Annotated in this window: 22 protein-coding genes; all 22 read right to left on the bottom strand. The window is 40.2% G+C overall.

From position 1 onward, the window contains the following. Positions 1-312 precede the first annotated feature (312 nt). The gene (locus D0463_RS06040; protein ID WP_160118379.1) at positions 313-774 is read right to left on the bottom strand and encodes a DUF5063 domain-containing protein; all 462 of its coding nucleotides are present in this window, start codon (positions 772-774) and stop codon (positions 313-315) included. Positions 775-1,261: 487 nt separating this feature from the next. Continuing rightward, positions 1,262-1,750, bottom strand: a complete 489-nt coding sequence (locus tag D0463_RS06035) for a methylated-DNA--[protein]-cysteine S-methyltransferase (RefSeq protein ID WP_117306220.1) — start codon at positions 1,748-1,750, stop codon at positions 1,262-1,264. Further along, positions 1,743-2,651, bottom strand: a complete 909-nt coding sequence (locus tag D0463_RS06030; RefSeq protein WP_117306218.1) for a DNA-3-methyladenine glycosylase family protein — start codon at positions 2,649-2,651, stop codon at positions 1,743-1,745. The genes D0463_RS06035 and D0463_RS06030 overlap by 8 nt, the downstream gene beginning before the upstream one ends. Before the next feature lie 5 nt (positions 2,652-2,656). Then, complete coding sequence (locus tag D0463_RS06025) at positions 2,657-3,190, bottom strand: Ada metal-binding domain-containing protein (RefSeq protein WP_216824886.1); 534 nt, start codon at positions 3,188-3,190, stop codon at positions 2,657-2,659. A 55-nt stretch (positions 3,191-3,245) separates the two neighbouring features. Further along, the gene (locus tag D0463_RS06020) at positions 3,246-4,016 is read right to left on the bottom strand and encodes an isocitrate lyase/PEP mutase family protein (RefSeq protein ID WP_117306216.1); all 771 of its coding nucleotides are present in this window, start codon (positions 4,014-4,016) and stop codon (positions 3,246-3,248) included. Between the two features lie 131 nt (positions 4,017-4,147). After that, on the bottom strand, positions 4,148-4,627 hold the full coding sequence (gene rlmH, locus D0463_RS06015) for a 23S rRNA (pseudouridine(1915)-N(3))-methyltransferase RlmH (protein WP_117306213.1): 480 nt from the start codon (positions 4,625-4,627) through the stop codon (positions 4,148-4,150). Between the two features lie 105 nt (positions 4,628-4,732). Further along, on the bottom strand, positions 4,733-4,891 hold the full coding sequence (locus D0463_RS06010) for a CxxH/CxxC protein (RefSeq protein ID WP_117306211.1): 159 nt from the start codon (positions 4,889-4,891) through the stop codon (positions 4,733-4,735). A gap of 152 nt (positions 4,892-5,043) precedes the next feature. Further along, a complete protein-coding gene (locus D0463_RS06005; protein ID WP_117306209.1) occupies positions 5,044-6,273 on the bottom strand; it encodes a S1C family serine protease in 1,230 nt (409 codons plus the stop codon). A 205-nt stretch (positions 6,274-6,478) separates the two neighbouring features. Further along, the gene (locus D0463_RS06000; RefSeq protein WP_117306207.1) at positions 6,479-7,273 is read right to left on the bottom strand and encodes an MBL fold metallo-hydrolase; all 795 of its coding nucleotides are present in this window, start codon (positions 7,271-7,273) and stop codon (positions 6,479-6,481) included. Positions 7,274-7,278: 5 nt separating this feature from the next. Next, entirely contained in the window at positions 7,279-8,079 is an 801-nt protein-coding gene (locus tag D0463_RS05995) for a two-component system regulatory protein YycI (RefSeq protein ID WP_160118378.1), read from the bottom strand. Further along, positions 8,066-9,373, bottom strand: coding sequence for a YycH family regulatory protein (locus tag D0463_RS05990; protein ID WP_117306203.1), 1,308 nt, complete (start codon positions 9,371-9,373; stop codon positions 8,066-8,068). Before D0463_RS05990 ends, D0463_RS05995 begins: the two co-directional genes overlap by 14 nt. Continuing rightward, entirely contained in the window at positions 9,370-11,211 is a 1,842-nt protein-coding gene (gene walK / locus D0463_RS05985; protein WP_117306201.1) for a cell wall metabolism sensor histidine kinase WalK, read from the bottom strand. Before walK ends, D0463_RS05990 begins: the two co-directional genes overlap by 4 nt. 5 nt (positions 11,212-11,216) lie before the next feature. Continuing rightward, positions 11,217-11,924, bottom strand: a complete 708-nt coding sequence (yycF, locus tag D0463_RS05980; protein ID WP_117306199.1) for a response regulator YycF — start codon at positions 11,922-11,924, stop codon at positions 11,217-11,219. Between the two features lie 554 nt (positions 11,925-12,478). Continuing rightward, positions 12,479-13,771 carry an adenylosuccinate synthase gene (locus tag D0463_RS05970; RefSeq protein WP_117306197.1) on the bottom strand — a complete coding sequence of 431 codons (1,293 nt, stop codon included), beginning with the start codon at positions 13,769-13,771 and terminating at the stop codon, positions 12,479-12,481. A 271-nt stretch (positions 13,772-14,042) separates the two neighbouring features. After that, on the bottom strand, positions 14,043-15,407 hold the full coding sequence (gene dnaB, locus D0463_RS05965; protein WP_117306195.1) for a replicative DNA helicase: 1,365 nt from the start codon (positions 15,405-15,407) through the stop codon (positions 14,043-14,045). A 189-nt stretch (positions 15,408-15,596) separates the two neighbouring features. Continuing rightward, the gene (gene rplI, locus D0463_RS05960) at positions 15,597-16,046 is read right to left on the bottom strand and encodes a 50S ribosomal protein L9 (protein WP_117306193.1); all 450 of its coding nucleotides are present in this window, start codon (positions 16,044-16,046) and stop codon (positions 15,597-15,599) included. Beyond that, positions 16,043-18,013, bottom strand: coding sequence for a DHH family phosphoesterase (locus D0463_RS05955; RefSeq protein WP_117306191.1), 1,971 nt, complete (start codon positions 18,011-18,013; stop codon positions 16,043-16,045). Before D0463_RS05955 ends, rplI begins: the two co-directional genes overlap by 4 nt. A 60-nt stretch (positions 18,014-18,073) precedes the next feature. Continuing rightward, positions 18,074-19,018 (bottom strand): YybS family protein, encoded by a 945-nt coding sequence (locus D0463_RS05950; RefSeq protein WP_117306189.1) that lies wholly within the window; start codon positions 19,016-19,018, stop codon positions 18,074-18,076. Between the two features lie 506 nt (positions 19,019-19,524). Continuing rightward, positions 19,525-19,764, bottom strand: a complete 240-nt coding sequence (gene rpsR / locus D0463_RS05945) for a 30S ribosomal protein S18 (RefSeq protein ID WP_117306187.1) — start codon at positions 19,762-19,764, stop codon at positions 19,525-19,527. A gap of 41 nt (positions 19,765-19,805) precedes the next feature. Continuing rightward, entirely contained in the window at positions 19,806-20,312 is a 507-nt protein-coding gene (gene ssb / locus D0463_RS05940) for a single-stranded DNA-binding protein (protein WP_117306185.1), read from the bottom strand. A gap of 59 nt (positions 20,313-20,371) precedes the next feature. Further along, positions 20,372-20,659, bottom strand: a complete 288-nt coding sequence (gene rpsF, locus D0463_RS05935; protein ID WP_117306183.1) for a 30S ribosomal protein S6 — start codon at positions 20,657-20,659, stop codon at positions 20,372-20,374. 177 nt (positions 20,660-20,836) lie between these two features. Further along, the gene (gene ychF, locus D0463_RS05930) at positions 20,837-21,937 is read right to left on the bottom strand and encodes a redox-regulated ATPase YchF (protein WP_117306181.1); all 1,101 of its coding nucleotides are present in this window, start codon (positions 21,935-21,937) and stop codon (positions 20,837-20,839) included. Positions 21,938-22,172 lie beyond the last annotated feature (235 nt).

The following is a 22,172-nucleotide window of genomic DNA, read 5'->3' as shown; positions in this document are numbered from 1 at the left end:
TATCAATTTACTTTAATATACCTCACATTCGAGATTTATTCATTAAGAAGGATTCAATGACTAAACCAATAAGTATCACATTGACAACAGCAAACCATAAAAAACAATGTGATTGGCAGGCATCACGACTGAGCCAATCAGATTCATAAGATCTGTACTTATGGTCAGTGCAAACAAAGAGGAAGGCATCTGAGTTTATCAAATAAAGGCGATTAACCAAATGGGGGATTTAGTAACTATAGATGATAACAGGGAAATATATTCAAAAGCACATCAACTTTACTCATTGATGTGCTTTCATATAACACCCCCTCAAAGGTTATAAAAAGAAAACATTATTGAATGTAATGCTCGTAAAGCGTCCACAACATGACTACCCCAATGAGTAGAAAAACTAAAATTCCAGTGCCATATTGCTTCATTCCTATCATTACTTTCAAAAAGAATTAAACCTTCTTTAACGTCTTGGTAAATATCTAAAATATCATCAGTAAGACTAGCATTGATAGATTCTTCATCAGAATATGGTTCATAAACCTCCGAATAACATTCATATTTACCAAAACTTATCTTTGGTCTAACTACATTTATTTCTGGTAATTTTTCACTTTCTGTTTCAACCTGTGGTAGTTTTATTGCCTTAGAGTAAAGTTCAGATAAGGAAATTGCAATATTAGGTACTTCATCTAATACCTTTAAATTTGTTAAAGATTCAATTAGACTACAAAACTTTTTTGCAACTTCGACAAACTCAATTACTTCTTTTTTTTCCACCCTGAAATCTCCTTTAACAACTATGGGGATTTTTAATTTATCTTACATTTAATTATTGAAAAAACTCTAGTCCACCTGAGCCAATATTAGACAGACTTACCGAACTAGATAAGAAAGTATTACTAGAACAAAAACAACAATTAGAATATGAGTTAAATAAACCTACTATAATGAAATTTCATTAGACCAATTACAAAGAGTATTAAGCACTTTTTCAAAAGTACTTCCTCACGTTACCCCTGAAAAGCAAAAGGACTTTCTTCATACAATTATTAATAAAATAACTGTAAATGAAGGAAATTCACCCTCTGAAAGAAGCGTCAAAGACATTGAGTTGTACTTTGACGCTTCAAAAAATAATAACTATGTGCTTACTTATGATACGGTTCTCCATGGTACATCTAAATGAGGTTAATAAATTTTGTATTCCCTGTAAAAAAACTTATGGTTTTAGCTAGAAAATCGAAAAATGATGGTAAGCATTTCTTTAAGTCATGACCCTTTTAAAAGATCTTTCATGATTAAGCAGCCATTCCTTCCTCCATAAACCACCTGCATAGCCGGTTAATTTTCCATTTGAACCGATAATTCGATGACAAGGAATCACAATACTTAACTTGTTTTTACCATTTGCACTTCCGACTGCTCTAATGGCTTTTTCATTCCCAATCAAAGCAGCAATATCCTTATAGGATCCTGTTTTAGCATAGGTTATTCTTGTTAAAGCGGTCCACACTGTTTTTTGAAAATTCGTACCCTCATAGATATAGGGAAACGTAAATTCTTGACGTATACCTTTAAAATATTCATCAAGTTGGTCAAAACAATCCATTAATACCTTGGGGGCTTCGTTCTGCATGACATTTTCTGTTTTTTCCCGTTCAGAGAACATGATTGAACAGATACCTTCATCTGTTCCCAATATTTCTATAACTCCAATTGGAGATTCGTAATCTAATTTATGTAGTCTACTCATATAAGGACCTCCAAAGATAAAAGGTAGCATATGCTTGCCAATCTTCCCAATTCATTGACATTTCTCTTATTTCCTCTATTGTCGGTTTTCGCTCAATCCCTAACTGAAGCATTAATGCATGATGAAGGCCGACATCCGCTATTGGAAAAGCAGATGGATAGTGTAAACATTTCATCATCACATAATCTGCCGTCCATGCTCCTATACCTCTAATACTCATTAAAGATTTTTGAATTTGTTGATAATCTTGTTTTTGAAGCAAAATTTCTTTTGACAATTCGCCACTTGTCATGGCTTTCGCGACGCCAATAATATATTCAGCCTTCCTAACAGTAAATTGAAGTTTCCTTAAATCATCCACTTCTATAGTTGCAATTTTTGTGATTTCAGGATATAACCAGAACGTGTCTCCCTCGATAGTAAAACTTTCTCCGAATTGTTCAACGAAACGTTTCTTTAATGTATATGCAAATGTTAAATTGATTTGTTGTCCAATAATCGCCCAGGTCAGCGCTTCAAATAGATCTGGAATACATATTATCCGTAAACCATAATATTTAGGGACAATTTGTTTCAAAATCATATCTTTACTAGCTACTTCATAAAAATCCCCCAACTCTTGATCCAAATCAAACCATTCCCATATATAGGATACTACTTTTTCAAGAGTGCTTATAGATGGGGTACTCATTGGGAATACAACTTGAATTGAATGTGAGGTGCTTCCTATTTTTAATAAAATCACTTCTCCGTTTACTTTTACCAGTTTATATAAATAACCATCTTTTATTTGATGCATTACTTCCTGCTCAGATCTACCTAAGAAAACCAAACACTCCTTAAAATTAAATTCGGGAGGCGGATAAATCTCAATAGATAAACCTTTATCGATCCATTTCATTTCTGTCATTCCTTATTTAAGAGCATTCGATATTCACTTGGTGAGGAATTTTTTAAACGCCGAAACACCTTATAAAAATTTGAAGGACTTTGAAATCCGACCTCATAGCAAATCTCAAGGTTCGTTCGATCTGTACTTGTAAGAAGATAAGCCGCTTTATCAACTCGTATTTTTTCCAAATAGGAACGAGGAGTTTCTGAAGTTTCTTGTTTAAATAACCTTTCAAGATAATAAGAACTTACACCAACATGATTTGCAATATCCTGTAATTCAAGCTTTTGTTTATAATGATTTACTAAGAACGCAACGACATTTCTGACAAGTTCAATATGTGGAGAATGATCAGATTCTGGTTGACATCTTTTGCAAGCACGAAAACCAGCTTTTTCAACTTCTTTGATATCATAGAAGAATTCTACATTTATTTTTTTCGGCTTTCTTGATCTACAGGAAGGACGGCAGTAAATTTTGGTTGTTTTCACTGCCGTAAAAAATAACCCATCATATTTACTATCACAAGCAATGATTTTCTCCCACATTTCTTCAAAAGAAAGATTGATATTAGCCCCCAATATACTCTCCGTCCTTTCTAGTTTAATCTTCATATAAATGTGAAGTATCCTTAAACTCTACTAATCGCTCCGCATTCTTTTCCAAAAAAGCAATATAATGGTCAGATAGTGCATTTCCAAAACTAAAACGTTTAACACCTAATTCCCTAAGCTTATTACAATTCGTTAGTCCAGGTAAAGATAATACATTAAGTGGTGCATTTACATTCATAGTGATTTTTCTTATCTCATCATGATCGATCAATCCAGGAACAAATATTCCACTAGCTCCACTCTCCACATAGGACTTGGCTCGATCAATAGTCTCTAGTAATGGTTTATTGCTCTGTAAATAAGTGTCCGTTCTAGCGTTAATATAAAAATTTTTATAACCATTTTTATCTAGAGCTGATCTAATTTTTGATAAAAGGTTACAGTGCTCCAATATATCTCTTAACCCTTTTTGCTTTTTTAGTGAATCCTCAATATTTATTCCAGCAACTCCAACATCTGCTGTTTTTAAAACATTGGTAACAATTTGTTCCGTGCCATCACCATAGCCTGCCTCAATATCTGCGGAGACAGGTATTTTCACATTTTCTGTAATTGTTTTGATGATTCCAAGATGTTTTTCAAAATCAATTAATTCACCATCAGCATATCCAAGAGAATTAGCAATCCCCCAGCTCGTCGTGCCAATCGCTTTAAATCCCACTTTCTCGAGTGTTAAGGCGGAAAGGATATCCCACGCATTTCCTAAAAATAAAACTTCCTTTAAAGAATGCAGCTCATTGAATTTCTGAATTTTGTTCATTTTATTGCCTCCTAATGGTTGTTGGACCCATTTTAACAAGGAAGCTATCTTCTTTTCGTCCTCATTCTTGCTCTTATGGTCTATGAAAATAAAAAAGAGAAATTTATTCAATTCCTCTTAAAAAAACTCATTTACTTATGATACGGTTCCCCCCGATTAATCCGGAACGCCCGATAAACTTGCTCCACCAATATCAGCCGCATCAGCTGGTGTGGAAACGTCATCTTCGAAAAAGAAAGAGCCTCATCCGCCCGCTGCATCACCACTTCACTCACCCCCAAAGATCCGCCGATTACAAACGTCACTTTGCTCTTGCCGTATGTAGCCAGCTTGTCCAGGGTTTCCGCCAATTCTTCAGATGTCTTCATTTTCCCTTCGATCGCGAGGGCAATGACATGGGCATCCGCACTTATTTTTCCCAGGATCCGTTCTCCTTCTTTCTCTTTGATTTGCTCCATTTCCAGTTCACTCAATGTTTCTGGTGCCTTTTCATCGGGTAATTCGATCATGTCGATTTTTGCGTATGCAGTTAACCGTTTTACATATTCTTCGATTCCTTGCTTCAAATATTTCTCTTTCAGCTTTCCTATCGTTACAATTGTGATATTCATTCTTAACCCTCACTTTACACACAGGTTACAAACAGTTTACAAACACGTTATCCACAGCACTTATCCACATGTCCACAATTTCTATCCACATATTGTAGGCGAATATTAGTTCCCTACTACATATATTGCCATATTTCGACAATATTCACAGCTTGTTGATAATTGTTTTTCCTCTGGAATTTTATCTAAAACCGGATAGGTTTCATGCTCATCTACAAATACATCTAACGCTAATTCCACGTGTTCCTGGCAGCAGTATATCATCTATATTCTCCTTTTTTTCATTTTCCTTTTTGGTCATCTACAATATCCACAGCAATCGGTTTCTCTTTCATTTTTCCCTTGTCCACAATGTATCGTAACAAAAAAACAGAAAAAAGAAAAAGCAGGAAGCAAAAGCCTCCTGCCTATTATTGTTACATCGTCTCTCCTGTTAATTTGAGCGTTGCATTCTGTTTTTTCCCGTTTCGATAATATGTGATTTTAACATTGTCGCCGACTTTCTTTTCGGTATACAAAAACTTCCTTAAGGCCACAACATCTTTAATCGTCTTTCCATCCATTTCGACAATTACATCAAATTCCTTTAATCCCGCTTTTGATGCAGGGGATGTAGGTTCTACACCTGTGATGGCCACACCTGATGTCACATCGTTAGGCAGCTTTAATGTATTTTGCTGATGGTACTGGGAAATTTCCTCCACCGAACCGAGGTTAACGCCCATATAAGGCCGTCTTACTTCCCCGTACCGCTCAATATCGTTAATAATCGGAATCACAGAATCAATGGGAATCGAGAGACCGATCCCTTCTACTGCTTCCTGGGCAATTTTCATCGAGTTGATGCCAATCACCTGGCCACTAAGGTTGACCAAGGCGCCACCGCTGTTTCCTGGATTGATGGCGGCATCTGTTTGGAGGACTTCTGCATTCCAGTCAATTTCTCCATCCTGGTTTATATCAATTTCGATTGTACGCTCTAAACCAGAGATGATTCCCTGCGTAATCGATCCTGAAAATTGCAATCCTAACGGGTTACCGATCGCAATAACCGGTTCACCGAGTTTAAGGGCATCTGAATCACCGAATTCCGCTACCGTTTTTACTTTGTCGCTATTAACCTCAATGACGGCTAAGTCGGTCCACCGATCGCTTCCTCTTATTTCAGCTGGTATCTTTGTCCCATCGTTTAATGTGACTTCAATTTCGTTTGCCCCTTCAATAACATGGCTATTAGTAACAATCCATGCTTTTCCGTCCTCTTTTTTATAGATTACCCCCGACCCGGTACCCGCTTCACCATCTTCACTTTGACCCTGGCCTTGGCCCTGGTCCCAAAACCCGGACTGCTGAATATTTGTAACGCCGACAACAGCATCACTTGCTTTATCAACCGCTTCTGTTACGGCTGTATCGACATCCAAGGAAACATTCTGTATGGTACCGTTTGTTGCGGAATTGTTTCCTGAAGAATTCTCTGTAATCGTAGATTGATCCGTACCAGTGCCGATTCCCAGTCTTGGAAAAGCTACCATAACCAGGAGGGCTCCGATGATAACCCCGGCTACTGCGGCAAGAAAATAGTCCTTACGGCTTCCCTTGTTGCGTTGGTTTCTATCTGGATAATCTTGATCATAATATCCCATTTATACTCAACCCTCTCTGTTTACATCATAATTATTGCAACCACTAGTGTTTGTTTATACCCTTAATTATACTCATCCCACTTAAAATTTCTAAAAAAAAGTACTATTTCTGGATAATTAGCCATTTCGTGAGAGTGTCGTTGTGAAATACGGTTTTGTTTTAATAAATGAAAAAAGAATGAAAAAGCCGATGCTTTTTCATTCTTTATAATGCTACTAGTTCAGTAGGTTTCTTAGGATCGGTATCATATAAGGAAAATTGCTCCCCAATCAGGATCCCTTTAGTTTGCAGCGTTTGTTCAACCGACATTCTTGCTAGGTCCTTCATATTGTTATCAAGGCTTAAATGCGCAAGGTAGATTCGCTTCGTCTTATCTCCCGCAACTTCACTCATTGCGATGGCTGCGTCTTCGTTTGAAACATGGCCCATATCGCTCAGTATTCGTCGTTTTACGCTCCATGGGTATCTCCCCATCCGAAGCATGCCGACATCATGGTTACTCTCAAAGATGTAGGCATCGGCATTTGAAATGATCCCTTTCATCCGGTCACTGACATAGCCGGTATCCGTAATCAGGACAAGCTTATTGTCTCCCTGATGAAACACATAGAACATCGGCTCGGCCGCATCATGTGATACTCCAAAAGATTCAATATCGAGACTGCCAAAGGTTGATACCTGCTCCATATTAAATATAAACTTTTGATCTAGTGAAATTTCTCCGATGGATCGTTCCATAGCTTGCCAGGTTTTTTCATTCGCATAGATTGGAAGCTTATGTTTTCTGGCAATGATTCCGAGGCCTTTAATATGATCACTGTGTTCATGGGTGACGAGAATTCCTGACAGCTTGGACATATCCCGCCCAATGTCGCTGAATAGTGCTTCCATTTGCTTGCCGCTTAAGCCTGCATCGACGAGAAATGCCTGATCCTCTGTCTCTACATAAAAGGCATTCCCCGTACTCCCGCTGGCGAGAACACTAAAATGCATGGTCATGCAACTCACTCCAGTAATATTTTTTCTTCTGTATCCAATTCGATGACTTCCCCGTCAAATGCTTTCACAAACATATCCTTGTCGTTTACTCTTATCCACCATGTCGGCGTCAGTAAATAGGAAGCTGACGATGATTTCAGCAGGTTATAGTAGCCAAGCTTTACATCATCCTTTGATATTTTGCTGTTCTCGGGCAGATACCCTTTATCGAACAACGTGACGATTGCCTGATTGGCCGTAATCACCGTCTCTTTCTTATTCATCGATTCAATATCTTTCAAATAAGTTTGTTCATATGAAACGATTTCCCGATTTTCATTTAACCGGAATGTTAATTTGGCATTCGTATTATTATAGAACGTTTTATTGCCGAAGCTTTGATAATAAACAATTGAATTACTGGCTTCATCAAGTGACCAAAATTTATAGCTTTCTCCTTGATAAATATTTTCTTTCAGGAATTCTGCCAATTCACTAGGTTTAAACTCTTTATTTACAATAATCGACTCATCCAGCGTAGCAACAAGAGTGGTCTCATCGTTAATGGATACCTGCTGATTCTTCAGCTTGCTGGTATCCTCTTTTGAAAATTCTTTTCTTTTTGCAATCAGGATATTTTCTTTTATCTCTTCATTTGGCAAGGAAGGAAATGTGATTCCCTCCTCCTTCATTTGTTCCTCTGCAGTTGCTTCCGAAAAAGATTCCAACTCAGTTGAATCTTTCTTATCCAAGAACTGATAAAGCAGAAAAATATCCAGCACTAGAAAAACCATGATAAATATTGTTTTCGTCCTACTCCAATCCACTCTTTTCGCCCCCCGGTTCAATAAGTGGCAAAACAGTCCAAGTACCGCCATACCGGTAATACCAGGCAGGCTCTAAATAAATCACAGGCTCTGTCGGATCATTTGATAATTTATAGCCAATCCGGACGTCTTCCACATCCGCAAACTCAATATCCCTCGACTTCGTTAACAATTCTAAAACCTGCTGTCCCGATAGAAGGGTCGCTTTGTTTTGATTGTCAGAAGGGACAGGGAAACGAAGCGTGTAGTATGGACGTTTATACCGGTAAATTTCCTCATTGCCCCATTCATGCTTTATTTCAGACATGCCCTGCTCATTAAAAACCGGATACCCATCAATAAATAAGCGAAATGAAACCATCCGCTCTGCTTCGCTTATCTCGGCATATTGATAATAATCATCCCACCCGGCCTGGCTATTGATAAAATCCATGCTATTTTGGATGAGACTGCCGGTAGTTCCGTCCATGTCACTTCGTTGACCCGGATTTACAAATTCAATAACCGAGGAATCCTTAAATACAGTCAGAAGACTGGAACCATCGGTGTATTCTTGTCCCACACTGACATTTTCCTGTTTTACTTTATCAGGGTCATTAAATAGTTCATTTCTGAAATCCTGAGTAATATCGAGATGGTCAATTAAATAGTTTAGCGGACTTAATTGAATAGGGTTTTTCGGCAAAAACAGCATACGGCTTGAACTGACCGCTTCTGAAATATATTCGGGATATTCACGTGCTCTAGAAGCAAATGAGCGGTTGAAATTATTGATTTGAGCCGTTTGAACTTGTGCTTGAAAAATCTTTTTATTTTTATAGTTAATAAAATAAACCTTAGTTTCATTGCTCTCCACATTTTCCGTATTGAAGACAATCCGGTCAAAATGTACTTTTGGAAGTTCTTGATCATCTATGTTCAATTCTGATCTATATAAATCCAGCGGGACAGTGCTTGGGAAAATCAGTTCAGCATTTCCTTCAGCATGGACAAAAGATGTAAATTCCTTCGCGAGATTTGACGCATCTTTAAAATTGTACATCGTCCATTTGGAAAGCTCCGTTTGAATTCGGTTTATCTCAGTTTGATCATGTGTCAGATAATGATTTCCTTCTTGATGAAAAAGCATCTGTCCAGGTTTGATTAAATCTGAAGGTTCTTGTACCTCACTATCAATGTAATCATTTTCGATTTTATTTAACTCTGGCTGATACGTCCAAATATTCCAGGTTAGGAGTACACTGGCGGTGACTAAAATTGTCAGAATGATATTTTTTGCGACTTCAAAATTCATGACCACTCATCCTCTTGTTCTTGCTCATAAGGAAGTGTAAAGAAAATCGTCGTCCCCTTTCCTTCCTTGCTTTCAGCCCAGATTTCCCCTTCATGTGCGACTACCATTTCCTTGGCAATCGCCAGGCCAAGACCCGTGCCGCCTAAATTCCTCGTGCGTGCCTTGTCCACACGGTAAAATCTTTCGAAGATCTTATCGATAGTGTTTTTAGGGATTCCTACCCCCTGGTCACTGATGCTGATGACAATTCTTTCCGACTCTTCTTTCACGCGAAACGTAATTTGTCCTCCTTCAGGAGAATATTTAATCGCGTTTGAAATGATATTATAAAGCACCTGGGTGATTTTATCTTCATCAATATCGACTAAAATCGACCTGGATGGAATATCGCGTTTAAAAGTGATATGCTCCGTTATTGTCATTTCGAATCGATCAATAATTTGGTTGAAGAACTTAGTGAAATTCACCCAACCTTTAGTAAGCAAATAGTCTTTATTGTCCATTTTGGATAATTGCAGCAAGTCATTCACCAGCCGTATCATCCGCTCGGTTTCATTTTGGGTCACATTTAAGAACGAAGGTGTTAGCGATTCATCCTGCCAAGCTCCATCTGCCAATGCTTCCAAATAGCTTCGCATGGTCGTCAGCGGTGTTCTCAATTCGTGTGAAACATTCGCCACGAACTCCCGGCGCTCTTCTTCAATTTTTTCCTGTTCTGTGATATCATGCAGGACCGTAATCAGACCATTAACAAAACCTGTTTCCTTTTGAATAACAGAGAAATTGGCCCTTAAAATATAAGGATGGTTTTTCGTACTATAATCGAGGATCACTGATTCTCTCTCTTCAAGAAGCTCGTCATAACTATACTTCTCTTCTAATCCAAGCACGTCGATAATTGGTTGCGATAAAACTGTTTCACGTGAAACATCCAATAATTTAGCCGCAGGTTCATTGATTAAAATAACTTTGCCCCTGCGGTCTGTCGCGATGACTCCATCAGTCATATAGGCAAGAACCGAGGATAGCTTGCGTCTCTCACCTTCAGTCGTCGACTGTGCTTCCTGCAATTCCTTAGTCAGGTTGTTGAATGTATGGGCCAGTTGGCCGATTTCATCTTTCCCGTATATTTTTACCTTTCGCGAATAATTCCCTTTCGCAAGTGCCAAAGCTTGCTTACGCATATCAGACATGGGCCTGGTGATTGTTTGGGCCAGGAGTATGCCGAGGATAGCAGTGATGCCGAGGGCGATTGCGGTTCCAGTAATGAAAATGCGATTGATTTGATCCATCAATTCGTATACATTTTCCATTTCAGCAATGGAATAGACAACACCGATTACCTTGTCAGCTTGATCCTTGATCGGTGTTGCCAGAATCCACATGCGCTCCCCTCGGTCTACCCTCGTATCTTCCTTCTCATCCCCCAATACGTGGGCTTGCTTTACTAATATCTCGGCTGTTTTCTTTCCGACAATATCCTGATTATCAGTATCCGACGTTCCAATGATCCTTCTGCTGCTGTCAATGACTTGTACTTCAGAGATATTATCATCGGACGAATTATCTTCTAGGATCTTCCTGATGTCATCCTCGAGTGTAGACTTCTCCGCACCTTCCGAAACATCATTTGCCATATGCTTTGTCATTTCCTCTTCAAGGCTGTAGGTAAGAAGGTCAATATTTCCTTTAATGGAAGTTTGAAAGTTTTCAACTAACTTCTCTTCTAGTTTATCTACAAAATATACACCAATGATTTGCATCGCTACTAAAATGAGCAACACATAGATGAGAACAAATTTAAAGTGTATAGAACGGAAAAAGCCAACCTTTTTCATTTATCTTACTCCTGTTCAGGGTTGCGAAGGTAATAACCTACCCCTCTTCTAGTTACAATCCAGCCGGGATGGCTTGGATTATCTTCAATTTTTTCACGAAGACGACGCACTGTCACATCGACTGTCCGCACATCACCAAAATAATCATATCCCCATACAGTTTGCAGCAAATGCTCGCGCGTCATAACCTGGCCGATATGCTTAGCCAAATAATGCAGCAATTCAAACTCCCGATGGGTCAATTCAATCGTTTCGCCTCTTTTTGAGACTACATAGGCATCCGGATGAATCACGAGCGTACCGATTGCAATTTCCTTCATTTCTTCTTCTGGATCAGGTGTGGCAACCACCTGCTGTCGGCGCAGATTCGCCTTAACTCGTGCAATGATTTCCCTTGTGCTAAAAGGCTTAGTCACATAATCATCCGCACCAAGCTCCAGCCCCAGCACTTTATCTATTTCAGAGTCCTTTGCAGTAAGCATGATAATCGGAATATCGTGCTTCTTTCGAACTTCACGGCAGACTTCCATCCCATCGCGTCCAGGCAGCATGATGTCCAGCAAAATAAGATCAGGCTGAATCTCTTCCACTATTCTGATAGCTTCATTGCCATCATATGCACATGTAACCTCGAAGCCTTCTTTTTTCAAGTTGAACTGTAATATATCTGCAATTGGTTTTTCGTCATCTACAACAAGTATCTTCTTTTCCATGGATTGTTCTCCTTCATTAATAATCTGCTATCCTTCAGGTTGGATAGCTAAAACGCCAATATTGTGGAGGTAATTTTGCTTAATTTCAAAATAGAACATTATCTTTATGACAAAGACATATGTTCTCTATTCTACTTTATCATTTTATGACTATTAATTCACCTCTTAGATGAAATAGCGCGAATAGAATATTTACCATATTAGAAGATTTAGAGTTACTAAGGGAATAACATCTGCAATATTTGAGATTTTCCGGTGAATACATAAAAAAGAAACTGCCGCTAAGCAGTTCCTTCAGATTGTCGACACGTTTAAAAGCCTGTTGATTGGAGTGGAAGGCGCGAAGACTCCTGCGGGAGCAGCGGGACAGGTGAGACCCCGCAGGAGCATGCGACGAGGAGGCTCACCGCCCGCCCCGCGGAAAGCGAAGCGCTTGGAACGGAAATCAACAGACCCCATTAACAGGCCAAATAAAAAAATAACTGCAGGCAAACTCGATTTCATCGAGTTTGTCTACAGTCTGAAAGGAACTGCCAATAAGCAGTTCCTTCCTTTTAAACTTGACGCCAAGGGCTTCTGACTACGTTTGTTTGCGTACGGTCAGGACCCACTGAGAAGATTGATAATGGAATCCCTGTTAACTGGGAGACCCGCTCCAGGTAGTGGCGTGCATTTTCAGGCAATTCGCCGAGCGATTTGCAGCCTGTGATATCCTCAGTCCAGCCTGCCAGTTCTTCATAAACAGGTTCACATTCAGCAAGCACCTTTAAGCTTGCCGGGAACTCCTCAATAACTTCCCCACGATATTTATAGGCTACACAGATTTTGAGTGTCTCAATCCCTGTCAGTACATCAATTGAATTTAAAGATAAATCAGTGATTCCGCTCACGCGGCGTGCATGGCGTACTACGACAGAGTCAAACCAGCCGACTCGTCGCGCACGCCCGGTAGTTGTTCCGTACTCACGGCCGACCTCGCGAATTTGATGGCCGATTTCATTATCTAATTCGGTCGGGAAAGGGCCGTCTCCTACACGGGTTGTATACGCCTTGCAAACTCCGACTACATGATTGATCTTTGTGGGTCCCACACCTGAACCAATCGTAACCCCTCCTGCTACAGGGTTGGAGGAGGTAACAAACGGATATGTTCCCTGGTCGATATCAAGCATCACGCCTTGTGCTCCCTCAAACAAAACACGACGGCCTTCGTCGAGCGCATCGTTCAAAACGACAGAAGTATCGCACACATACTTTTTCACAAGCTGTCCGTACTCATAATATTCATCCAGAATATCCTCCAGCTGAAATCCTTCCGTCTCATAGAAACGCTCCAGAAGGCGGTTCTTTTCTTGCAGGTTATGAGCCAGTTTTTCTTCAAAAATTTCACGGTCCAGAAGATCCGCTATCCGGATTCCTATTCTTGCTGCTTTATCCATATAAGCAGGGCCGATTCCTTTTTTGGTTGTGCCAATTTTATTCGCGCCTTTGCGTTCTTCTTCCACTTCGTCAAGCCTTAAATGATAGGGAAGGATGACATGGGCTCTATTGCTGATTCGGAGATTATCCGTCTTCACACCGTGACCGTGCAGATACTCCAATTCTTTCACCAATGCTTTTGGATCTACAACCATGCCGTTTCCTATCACGCAAATTTTATCGCTATAAAAAATTCCTGATGGAATAAGATGCAGCTTATACGTTTCGCCATCAAATTTTATCGTGTGGCCCGCATTATTGCCCCCCTGATAACGAGCAATCGCTTCTGCATTTTCTGATAAAAAGTCAGTAATCTTCCCTTTTCCTTCGTCTCCCCATTGTGTCCCCACTACTACCACTGATGACATCTTAGAGCACCTCCACAGATTCACGTAATACCGGCGACGTAATCGCCCGGTTCTTATCAAACAAAACTAATTTTATCAGCAATCCATGGAAAAAGTCAATGAAAATCCGAACATTATATATGTGTATTTATTAATTTGTTCGTGCTTTTTATTGCCTCGTTATTTTATTATGACCCGATTTATGAGAAAAGCTGCATTTCTATTATTCTACAGACATAATGGCTTCCATACATTAAAAAACCACCCTTTCAAAGAAAGGATGGCAGTTCCATCAAGCACCAGGCGGCATGGATGAATCATCAAAGCGCCGTTCAAGATTAACGAACTTGTTATATTCCTTAACAAAAGCAAGCGATACCGTGCCCACAGGACCATTACGCTGCTTGGCGATAATAATCTCAATAATATTTTGATTCTCGGTTTCTTTATCATAGTAATCATCCCGATACAGGAAAGCGACAATATCAGCATCCTGCTCGATACTTCCTGATTCACGGATATCGGACATCATCGGGCGCTTATCCTGTCTTTGTTCAACACCACGGGATAGCTGGGACAAGGCAATAACCGGAACCTGCAGCTCACGCGCGAGTGCTTTTAAGGAACGCGATATTTCAGAAACCTCCTGCTGGCGGTTCTCACCTGATTGGCCGTTCCCTTGAATCAGTTGAAGGTAATCGATGAGGATCATGCCGAGACCCTGTTCCTGCTTCAAGCGGCGGCATTTGGAACGGATTTCCCCGATACGGACTCCCGGTGTATCATCAATGTAAATGCCTGCATTTGAGAGGCTTCCCATCGCCATTGTCAGCTTGCGCCAATCCTCATCGGTCAGCGCTCCGGTACGAAGGTTTTGGGCATTGATATTGCCTTCTGCGCAAAGCATACGCATGACAAGCTGCTCAGCACCCATCTCCAAGCTAAAGATGGCGACATTTTCTTCTGTCTTTGTCGCCACATTTTGGGCAATGTTCAAAGCAAAAGCTGTTTTACCGACAGAAGGACGAGCTCCGACAATGATCAAATCATTGCGCTGAAAACCCGCAGTCATTCGGTCAAGCTCGGCGAATCCTGTTGGTATTCCCGTAACATCACCTTTTCGGTTCGTAAGCACTTCGATATTATCATACGTTTTAACTAATACGTCTTTGATATTCTGGAAAGCACCTGCATTCTTTCGCTGGGCTACTTCCATGATATTTTTCTCGGCTTCCCCAAGTAAGCTCTCTACTTCATCTTCTCTGCTGTACCCTTCCTGGGCTATATTTGTAGCCGTGCGGATCAGCCTGCGCAAAAGTGATTTCTCCTCAACAATGCGAGCATAGTATTCAATATTGGCAGCAGTAGGAACCGATCCTGCCAGTTCGCTTAAATACGAGATGCCGCCAACTTCTTCAAGGCTTTTGGAGGCCGCTAGATCCTCGGTTACCGTAATTAAGTCGACCGCTTTTCCGCTATCGTTCAGCTTAATCATCACATTGAAGATCTTTTGGTGCGAGCTTCGGTAAAAATCCTCCGGAATCAGGATTTCAGAAGTGAGTGTAAGCGAAGAAGGCTCTAAAAAAATCGCCCCTAATACAGCCTGTTCCGCTTCTACATTTTGCGGCGGAATCCGGTCTTGGAATAATTCATTCATACCCTGTAACCTCCTTTTCTCAGAAGGGCTCTATCTTCATGTAAAACTAGTAAACAATTGTATAATAAGCTTTTTGAGTTTTCCATAGATGGATACCTACAGAAAAAAATGTGATGGGACAAAATGCCCGATCACATTTTTCTCTTCTTCTATTTTATCTGCTTTCCCTCAGAGAAGAAAGGACTAAAATTAGTTAATTTCTTTTACATGTACGGTTAAGGTCGCTGTTACTTCCGGGTGTAATTTCACAGGAACTTTTGTATGGCCGAGTGCGCGAATGCCTTCATTAAGATCCATCTTACGCTTATCAATCTTAATAGTATGTTTCTTGTTCAGCTCATCTGCAATTTGTTTGGTTGTGATGGAGCCGAACAGTCGGCCCCCTTCTCCTGCTTTAGCTTGAAGCTCGACCGTCAGCTTTTCTACTGTTTCCTTTAAGTCCTTAGCCTGCTGCAGCTCTTCGGCCGCAAGACTTTGTTCTTTATTTTTCTGAGCTTGCAGTGCTTTCGTGTTGGCATTGGAAGCTTCCACTGCCAAGCCTTGTTTAAGAAGGAAGTTATGTGCGTAGCCATCTGCTACATTTTTAATTTCGCCTTTTTTTCCTTTACCTTTGACATCTTTCAAAAAGATTACCTTCATTCGGTTTTTCCTCCTTCTAAATAATCATCTATTGCTTGTTTTAATTGCTCTTCCGCTTCATCGATGGACATATAAAGCTGAGTGGCTGCATTTGTTAAATGTCCCCCGCCGTCAAGGGTTTCCATAATGACCTGGACATTGATATCGCCAAGCGAGCGGGCGCTAATGCTGACCATCTCTTCGGAACGTTTGGAAATGACAAAGGATGCGGACACCTCATCCATTGTTAACAGGGTATCGGCCGCTTGAGCGATTAATACCTGTTCATGAATTTGGTTCGGTTTGCCCTTTGCGATCGCAATCCCATTTTTATAAAAAGAAACGGTCTCGATTAATTTCGAACGTTCAATATACGTATCAACATCTTCTTTTAGAAATTTTTGCACTAGAATCGTATCTGCTCCGTGAGCCTTTAAATAAGAAGCCGCATCAAAAGTCCTTGATCCTGTCCTGAGCGTAAAACTCTTTGTATCAACAATGATGCCCGCCAAAAGCGCGGTCGACTCGAGCATATCTATTTTACCCCGCTTCGGTTGATATTCCAGAAGTTCGGTGACGAGTTCGGCTGTTGAGGAAGCATAAGGCTCCATATAAACAAGAAGCGCATTGTTTATAAACTCCTCGCCTCGCCTATGGTGATCGATGACAACTACCTTATCGATGCGGTTTAATAGACGCTCTTCAATAAGCATCGATGGTTTATGCGTATCGACGACGACGAGAAGTGTTTCATCTGTAATCATTTCATACACTTCTTCCGGTGAAATGAACCGGGTGAATAGCCCCGGCTTGTTTTTTATTTCGTCCATTAGCCGGCGGACTCCAGTATCAATCTCTTGTTCATTTACGACAATATATGCTTCCCGTTCGTTCATCTGAGCTACTTTGGCTATCCCGATAGCAGAGCCTATCGCGTCCATATCCGGTTGTTTATGTCCCATGACAATCACTTTATCACTGTCAACGACGATATCCTTCAAAGCATGGGAAATGACACGAGCACGTACTCTTGTCCGTTTTTCCATTGGATTGGTTTTCCCGCCGAAAAATTTCACTTTACCATTTGTTAATTTGATAGCAACCTGATCTCCACCACGGCCTAAAGCCAGATCAAGGCTTGATTGGGCAAGCGTTCCTAATTCCGGAAGCGAAGAAACTCCTGAACCGACCCCGATACTTAATGTAAGCGATACATTCTGTTTCGTTGTTGCCTCCCTGATTTCATCAAGAATGGTGAATTTTCCTCTTTCAAGCTGCTGAAGGATACTTTCATTAAAAACGGCAATAAACCGGTCAGAGGAAGTCCGTTTTAAAAATACCCCGTTATCCTTTGCCCATTGATCCAGCAGTGAAGTAACCAGGCTGTTCAGACTGCTTTTCCGCTGATCATCCATGCCTTGAGTAAGGTCATCATAGTTATCAAGAAAAATAAACGCCATCGCTGTACGTTCATCCTCATACAATTTTTCGATTTCAACCTGTTCTGTCACATCGAAGAAATATAATAAGCGCTCTTCTTTTTTATGAATGATTTTAAATTTACGCTCATAAAGCGTAATCGTTTCCGTTTCCACTTCCTGTTTAATTAACGGAACAATGGAGTCAGCTACGTCATATAACGACCTTCCTGCCAATGAATCTTCATTGAAGCAAGAAGCTAAATAGGGATTTGTCCATTCAATATGATAATCATCATTGATCAGCATAATTCCAATCGGCATTTCCAGCAAAGCTTCCTCGCCTACTTTTTTAAGGCGGTACGACAATGTCGAGATATATTCTTCTGTTTCACGCTTATTGCGAAGGTCAATTTGTAAAATCATATAAAATAAGCCGGATAGAAGCACAAGCCCTATTAGCGCAATCCACCAGGAATAATAAGCAACAACACCTAAAAGCAACACTGTTGCAGCCAGCAATCCATAGAACGGATACTTAATAGACTGCCTTTGTAAAAAAGATGGCATATTTTCAGCTCCTAAAAGCATGATGTTAAAACGATATATTATTTAAAAACGTACATTCATTCATTCTTTCTTTTTTTGGAGAATTTCCCTAAGAGGAAATCCCAAATCGATAATACCTAAAATACGAATAAAGGTTTGAAATAAAGGGAGGACAAGGGAAAGAACCAGAATCGTTACCGGAATTGCCTTTACCCATCCCTGCAGATGGCTGAAGAAAAATAATAGAGAATAACCTTGAAGCATCATTAACAACTGCAAAATGACATAAAGGTTGACTAGAACCATATAGAGAGAACCGCTTTCTTCTTGGTTCAGAAACAACATGAGTATCATCGTAATTAAATAATACCATAAAAGGCTTTTGGGCAGTTGAAGTTCTCTTAAAGGAGGCCATGATAGCTGCTTCTCGCTGAATCTTTTTAAAATGGGTCTGGCAGCGACGAACACAAGTGCTACTATAACCATAGAGGTAGTGACTAACAAAGTCGGCAAAAGGGTATCAAACATATCAACCATATCAAATAGTCTTTTTTGCTCAGCTTCCGAGGGTTCCAGACCAAATGCTGTCATCGTATCGATGGTTCTATTTACTGTCGCCTCAAACACTTTCATTAATTCCTGTAGGTAATTAATCTCAAGGAACCAAATGGATATGGCGTACATCACTAATGTTCCTGCCAGGAACGTAAGAAAGGCACTAATATAAATGATAAACGGTGGTTTATTTCTTTTTAAGAGATCACCGATTATTATACCCAACAATCCTGCTATCAACGCTGTTGGAATCGCAAGGATCGTGCCAAACAGGACGGAAAGCACGCATGCTACAAACAAAAACCCGATCGACCATCCCAGCTTCTGCTTGGCTGCCGTCAATATAAACGGGATAGGCAGACAGAAAAATGAAACTAATCCCAAAACAGGAATCTGCATCGTGATGAATAATAAAATACTATAAAGAGCTAAAAGGGCTCCACCTTCAGCAATCTTTTTTCCGTTGTTCAAACTTACACAACCTTTTTATATGTAATAAGGACTCTAGAGTATTGTAGCCATTTCTTTCGGCTTTTTCCATTGAACACTCTTTTAATAAAAGAATTTGATCTTTTTTGTACAAGAGGTTTTACTAGAGACCGAACGGGTATATAAATAATCCAAGGATAAGACCATACCAACAGAAAGGGACTGATAGACATGCAACGTTTAGCAGCGACTTCCAGTGAAGTATTGGGCTCCTTGTATGGGGAATTTGCCTATAGGGCGAAAGGAACTACGGTGTTGAACCGATATACACAGCGTTAGGATCTTTTCCAGGCAATTCCACATATGTCCACAGTATTGTGGAACGAAAAAAGGCGTGTGCCAACTGGCCGCGCTTTTTTTCGTGAGTGCTATTCATAAAACTTAGAGAGAGTAAAAGAATGATTTAAGCGAAAGTCCTTTTTATCGCATCCCTCATATAAAAAAGCCCTGCTATGCTTTAATACATACAGGGCTTTTGCTATTACTTATTATTCGCCAGATACATATGGAAGTAATGCCATAGTACGGGAACGCTTGATAGCAACAGTTAATTTACGTTGATATTTAGCGCTTGTGCCGGTTACACGACGTGGTAAAATCTTACCGCGTTCAGAGATGAACTTCTTAAGAAGATCCACATCTTTGTAATCGATTTTAGTGATTCCGTTTGCTGTGAAATAACAAACTTTACGACGCTTTGCGCGTCCACCTTTACGTCCGCCTGCCATGTGATTTCCCTCCTTATGTTTTTATTTAAAGTATCAATTGTTTAAAATGGAAGATCGTCATCTGAAATGTCGATGGTCTTGCCGTCATTTGCAAATGGATCATCGTCTACACGAGTGTAGTTGTTATTGTTGTTGCGTTGACTCTGATTTCGATCATTCTGATAATCATTGTTATTTCTTTGATCACCATAAGAACCGCCTTCATTTCTTTCACCCGCTGAACTGCCGCCTCGTGGTTCAAGGAATTGAACGCTTTCGGCCAGAATCTCTGTTACATATACCCGTTTGCCATCTTGTCCTTCATAGTTGCGTGTTTGAACTCGTCCATCCACGCCGGCCAAACTACCTTTTTTCAAGTAATTCGCCACATTTTCTGCAGGTTTACGCCAAACTACGCAGTTAATGAAGTCTGCTTCACGTTCACCCTGCTGATTCGTAAATGTACGGTTTACAGCAAGTGTAAAGGTAGCCACAGGGACTCCATTCGGTGTATATCGCAATTCCGGATCTTTCGTTAAGCGTCCTACTAAAATTACGCGGTTCATCATCAGAATCAACCCCCAAACTTTCCATTTTAATTGGAAATGTTTATATATCTTTTATCGGCTTATTCTTCTTCTTTAGTTGCCATATGGCGGATAATGTCTTCACTGATTTTCGCTAAACGGTCGAATTCCTGAATAGCTTCAGCTCCACTATTAACCTTAAGAAGCATATAATAACCGTCACGGAAATCATTGATTTCGTAAGCAAGACGACGCTTACCCCATTCTTTCGCTTCTGTAAGTTCCGCACCATTATCAGTAAGGATTGTGTTGAAACGTTCAACTAGTGCTTTTTTAGCGTCTTCCTCAATGTTTGGACGGATGATATACATAATTTCGTATTTTCTCATCACTGTCACCTCCTTTTGGTCTAAACGGCCCGAAACGGGCAAGGAGCAATTATTATTTAATTACTCACAAGTTGAAATTATATCATATTTTTTAAGGCTTTGCAATTTCACTTATCTTTTAATAGAAAAATGTTTGAGAAGAAATAAACTACAAAGCTATCTGTAGGTTTTTTTATCTTACACGTTAAAGCGGAAATGGATAACATCCCCGTCCTGGACGCCGTATTCTTTTCCTTCGAGGCGGACCTTCCCTGCTTCTTTTGCTGCGTTATGGCTCCCTGCTGCAAGTAGGTCATCATAGGACACCGTTTCTGCCCGAATGAAGCCGCGTTCAAAGTCAGTGTGAATGATGCCGGCACATTGCGGGGCTTTCATGCCTTTACGGAAAGTCCAGGCACGGACTTCCTGAACGCCAGCTGTAAAATAAGTAGCCAGTCCTAGCAAATTGTAAGAAGCACGAATCAATTGATCAAGGCCTGACTCTACAATGCCCAGCTCGGTTAAGAACATTTCTTTTTCTTCTCCTTCAAGCTCAGCAATTTCTTCTTCAATCTTAGCACAGATAACAATGACTTCTGCATTTTCTTTGGTTGCATAGTCACGGACTTTTTGGACGTATTCATTATCGGTTGGATTTGCTACCTCTTCTTCGCTAACATTAGCCACATAGAGCATAGGTTTAATGGTCAACAGGTGCAAGCCTTTTACCACTTTCATTTGTTCCTCAGTAAACTCGATTGTACGAGCAGACTTTTCCGCTTCAAATGCTTCCTTAAGCTTTGTTAAAATCTCATGCTCAAACATGGAATCCTTATCTTTCTGCTTCGCCATTTTACCGACGCGTTCGATTCGTTTATCAACGGATTCCAGATCAGCAAGGATTAATTCCAGGTTAATGACTTCAATATCATCAATCGGATCAACCTTCCCGGAAACATGCGTGATATTGTCATCCGCAAAGCAACGGACCACCTGGCAGATTGCATCTACTTGACGGATATGGGAAAGAAATTTGTTTCCAAGGCCTTCCCCTTTACTTGCGCCTTTAACGATACCTGCAATATCGGTGAATTCAAATGCGGTCGGCACCGTTTTTTTCGGTTGGACAAGCTCGGTTAGTTTCTCTAAACGGTAATCAGGGACTTCAACAATTCCTACGTTCGGGTCAATGGTGGCAAACGGATAGTTGGCTGCCTCAGCGCCAGCCTGTGTAATTGCATTAAACAAAGTCGACTTGCCCACGTTTGGCAGTCCGACAATACCTGCTGTCAAAGCCATAAATAATTCCACTCCTCTGAGTTATACCTTAATCTATATAGAAAATTTCATTTTAATATAAAGGAAAATTGAGACATAAACCTTTCACAATTATAGGTTTTGCTTTAGGAAAAGACAAGTATATCGAGAAATATCTTTGAACCTGATGATAAAAAATGGAAACTGATAATAAAATCGGTTCTTCACCAAAAGAAGTGGTTTAAGCTTTTGATTATCCGTTGATTTCCGCTCCAGG

Origin of the sequence: Bacillus sp. V59.32b, from assembly GCF_003429085.1 — a bacterium.
In the GTDB taxonomy this organism is placed as follows: domain Bacteria; phylum Bacillota; class Bacilli; order Bacillales; family DSM-1321; genus Peribacillus.
This window is presented reverse-complemented; position numbering and strand designations above follow the sequence as displayed.

Bases quoted from the DNA above. Each gene is read 5' to 3' on its own strand.
- yycF (WP_117306199.1), bottom strand. From the start codon at position 11,924: ATGGAAAAGAAGATACTTGTTGTAGATGACGAAAAACCAATTGCAGAT.
- ssb (WP_117306185.1), bottom strand. From the start codon at position 20,312: ATGATGAACCGCGTAATTTTAGTAGGACGCTTAACGAAAGATCCGGAA.
- D0463_RS06020 (WP_117306216.1), bottom strand. From the start codon at position 4,016: ATGAACAAAATTCAGAAATTCAATGAGCTGCATTCTTTAAAGGAAGTT.
- D0463_RS06010 (WP_117306211.1), bottom strand. From the start codon at position 4,891: ATGATATACTGCTGCCAGGAACACGTGGAATTAGCGTTAGATGTATTT.
- D0463_RS06025 (WP_216824886.1), bottom strand. From the start codon at position 3,190: ATGTGGGAGAAAATCATTGCTTGTGATAGTAAATATGATGGGTTATTT.
- ychF (WP_117306181.1), bottom strand. From the start codon at position 21,937: ATGGCTTTGACAGCAGGTATTGTCGGACTGCCAAACGTGGGCAAGTCG.
- D0463_RS05990 (WP_117306203.1), bottom strand. From the start codon at position 9,373: ATGAATTTTGAAGTCGCAAAAAATATCATTCTGACAATTTTAGTCACC.
- D0463_RS06000 (WP_117306207.1), bottom strand. From the start codon at position 7,273: ATGACCATGCATTTTAGTGTTCTCGCCAGCGGGAGTACGGGGAATGCC.
- rplI (WP_117306193.1), bottom strand. From the start codon at position 16,046: ATGAAGGTAATCTTTTTGAAAGATGTCAAAGGTAAAGGAAAAAAAGGC.
- D0463_RS05970 (WP_117306197.1), bottom strand. From the start codon at position 13,771: ATGTCATCAGTGGTAGTAGTGGGGACACAATGGGGAGACGAAGGAAAA.
- D0463_RS06035 (WP_117306220.1), bottom strand. From the start codon at position 1,750: ATGAGTAGACTACATAAATTAGATTACGAATCTCCAATTGGAGTTATA.
- rlmH (WP_117306213.1), bottom strand. From the start codon at position 4,627: ATGAATATCACAATTGTAACGATAGGAAAGCTGAAAGAGAAATATTTG.
- dnaB (WP_117306195.1), bottom strand. From the start codon at position 15,407: ATGAATGAATTATTCCAAGACCGGATTCCGCCGCAAAATGTAGAAGCG.
- rpsF (WP_117306183.1), bottom strand. From the start codon at position 20,659: ATGAGAAAATACGAAATTATGTATATCATCCGTCCAAACATTGAGGAA.
- rpsR (WP_117306187.1), bottom strand. From the start codon at position 19,764: ATGGCAGGCGGACGTAAAGGTGGACGCGCAAAGCGTCGTAAAGTTTGT.
- walK (WP_117306201.1), bottom strand. From the start codon at position 11,211: ATGAAAAAGGTTGGCTTTTTCCGTTCTATACACTTTAAATTTGTTCTC.
- D0463_RS06005 (WP_117306209.1), bottom strand. From the start codon at position 6,273: ATGGGATATTATGATCAAGATTATCCAGATAGAAACCAACGCAACAAG.
- D0463_RS05955 (WP_117306191.1), bottom strand. From the start codon at position 18,013: ATGCCATCTTTTTTACAAAGGCAGTCTATTAAGTATCCGTTCTATGGA.
- D0463_RS06030 (WP_117306218.1), bottom strand. From the start codon at position 2,651: ATGAAATGGATCGATAAAGGTTTATCTATTGAGATTTATCCGCCTCCC.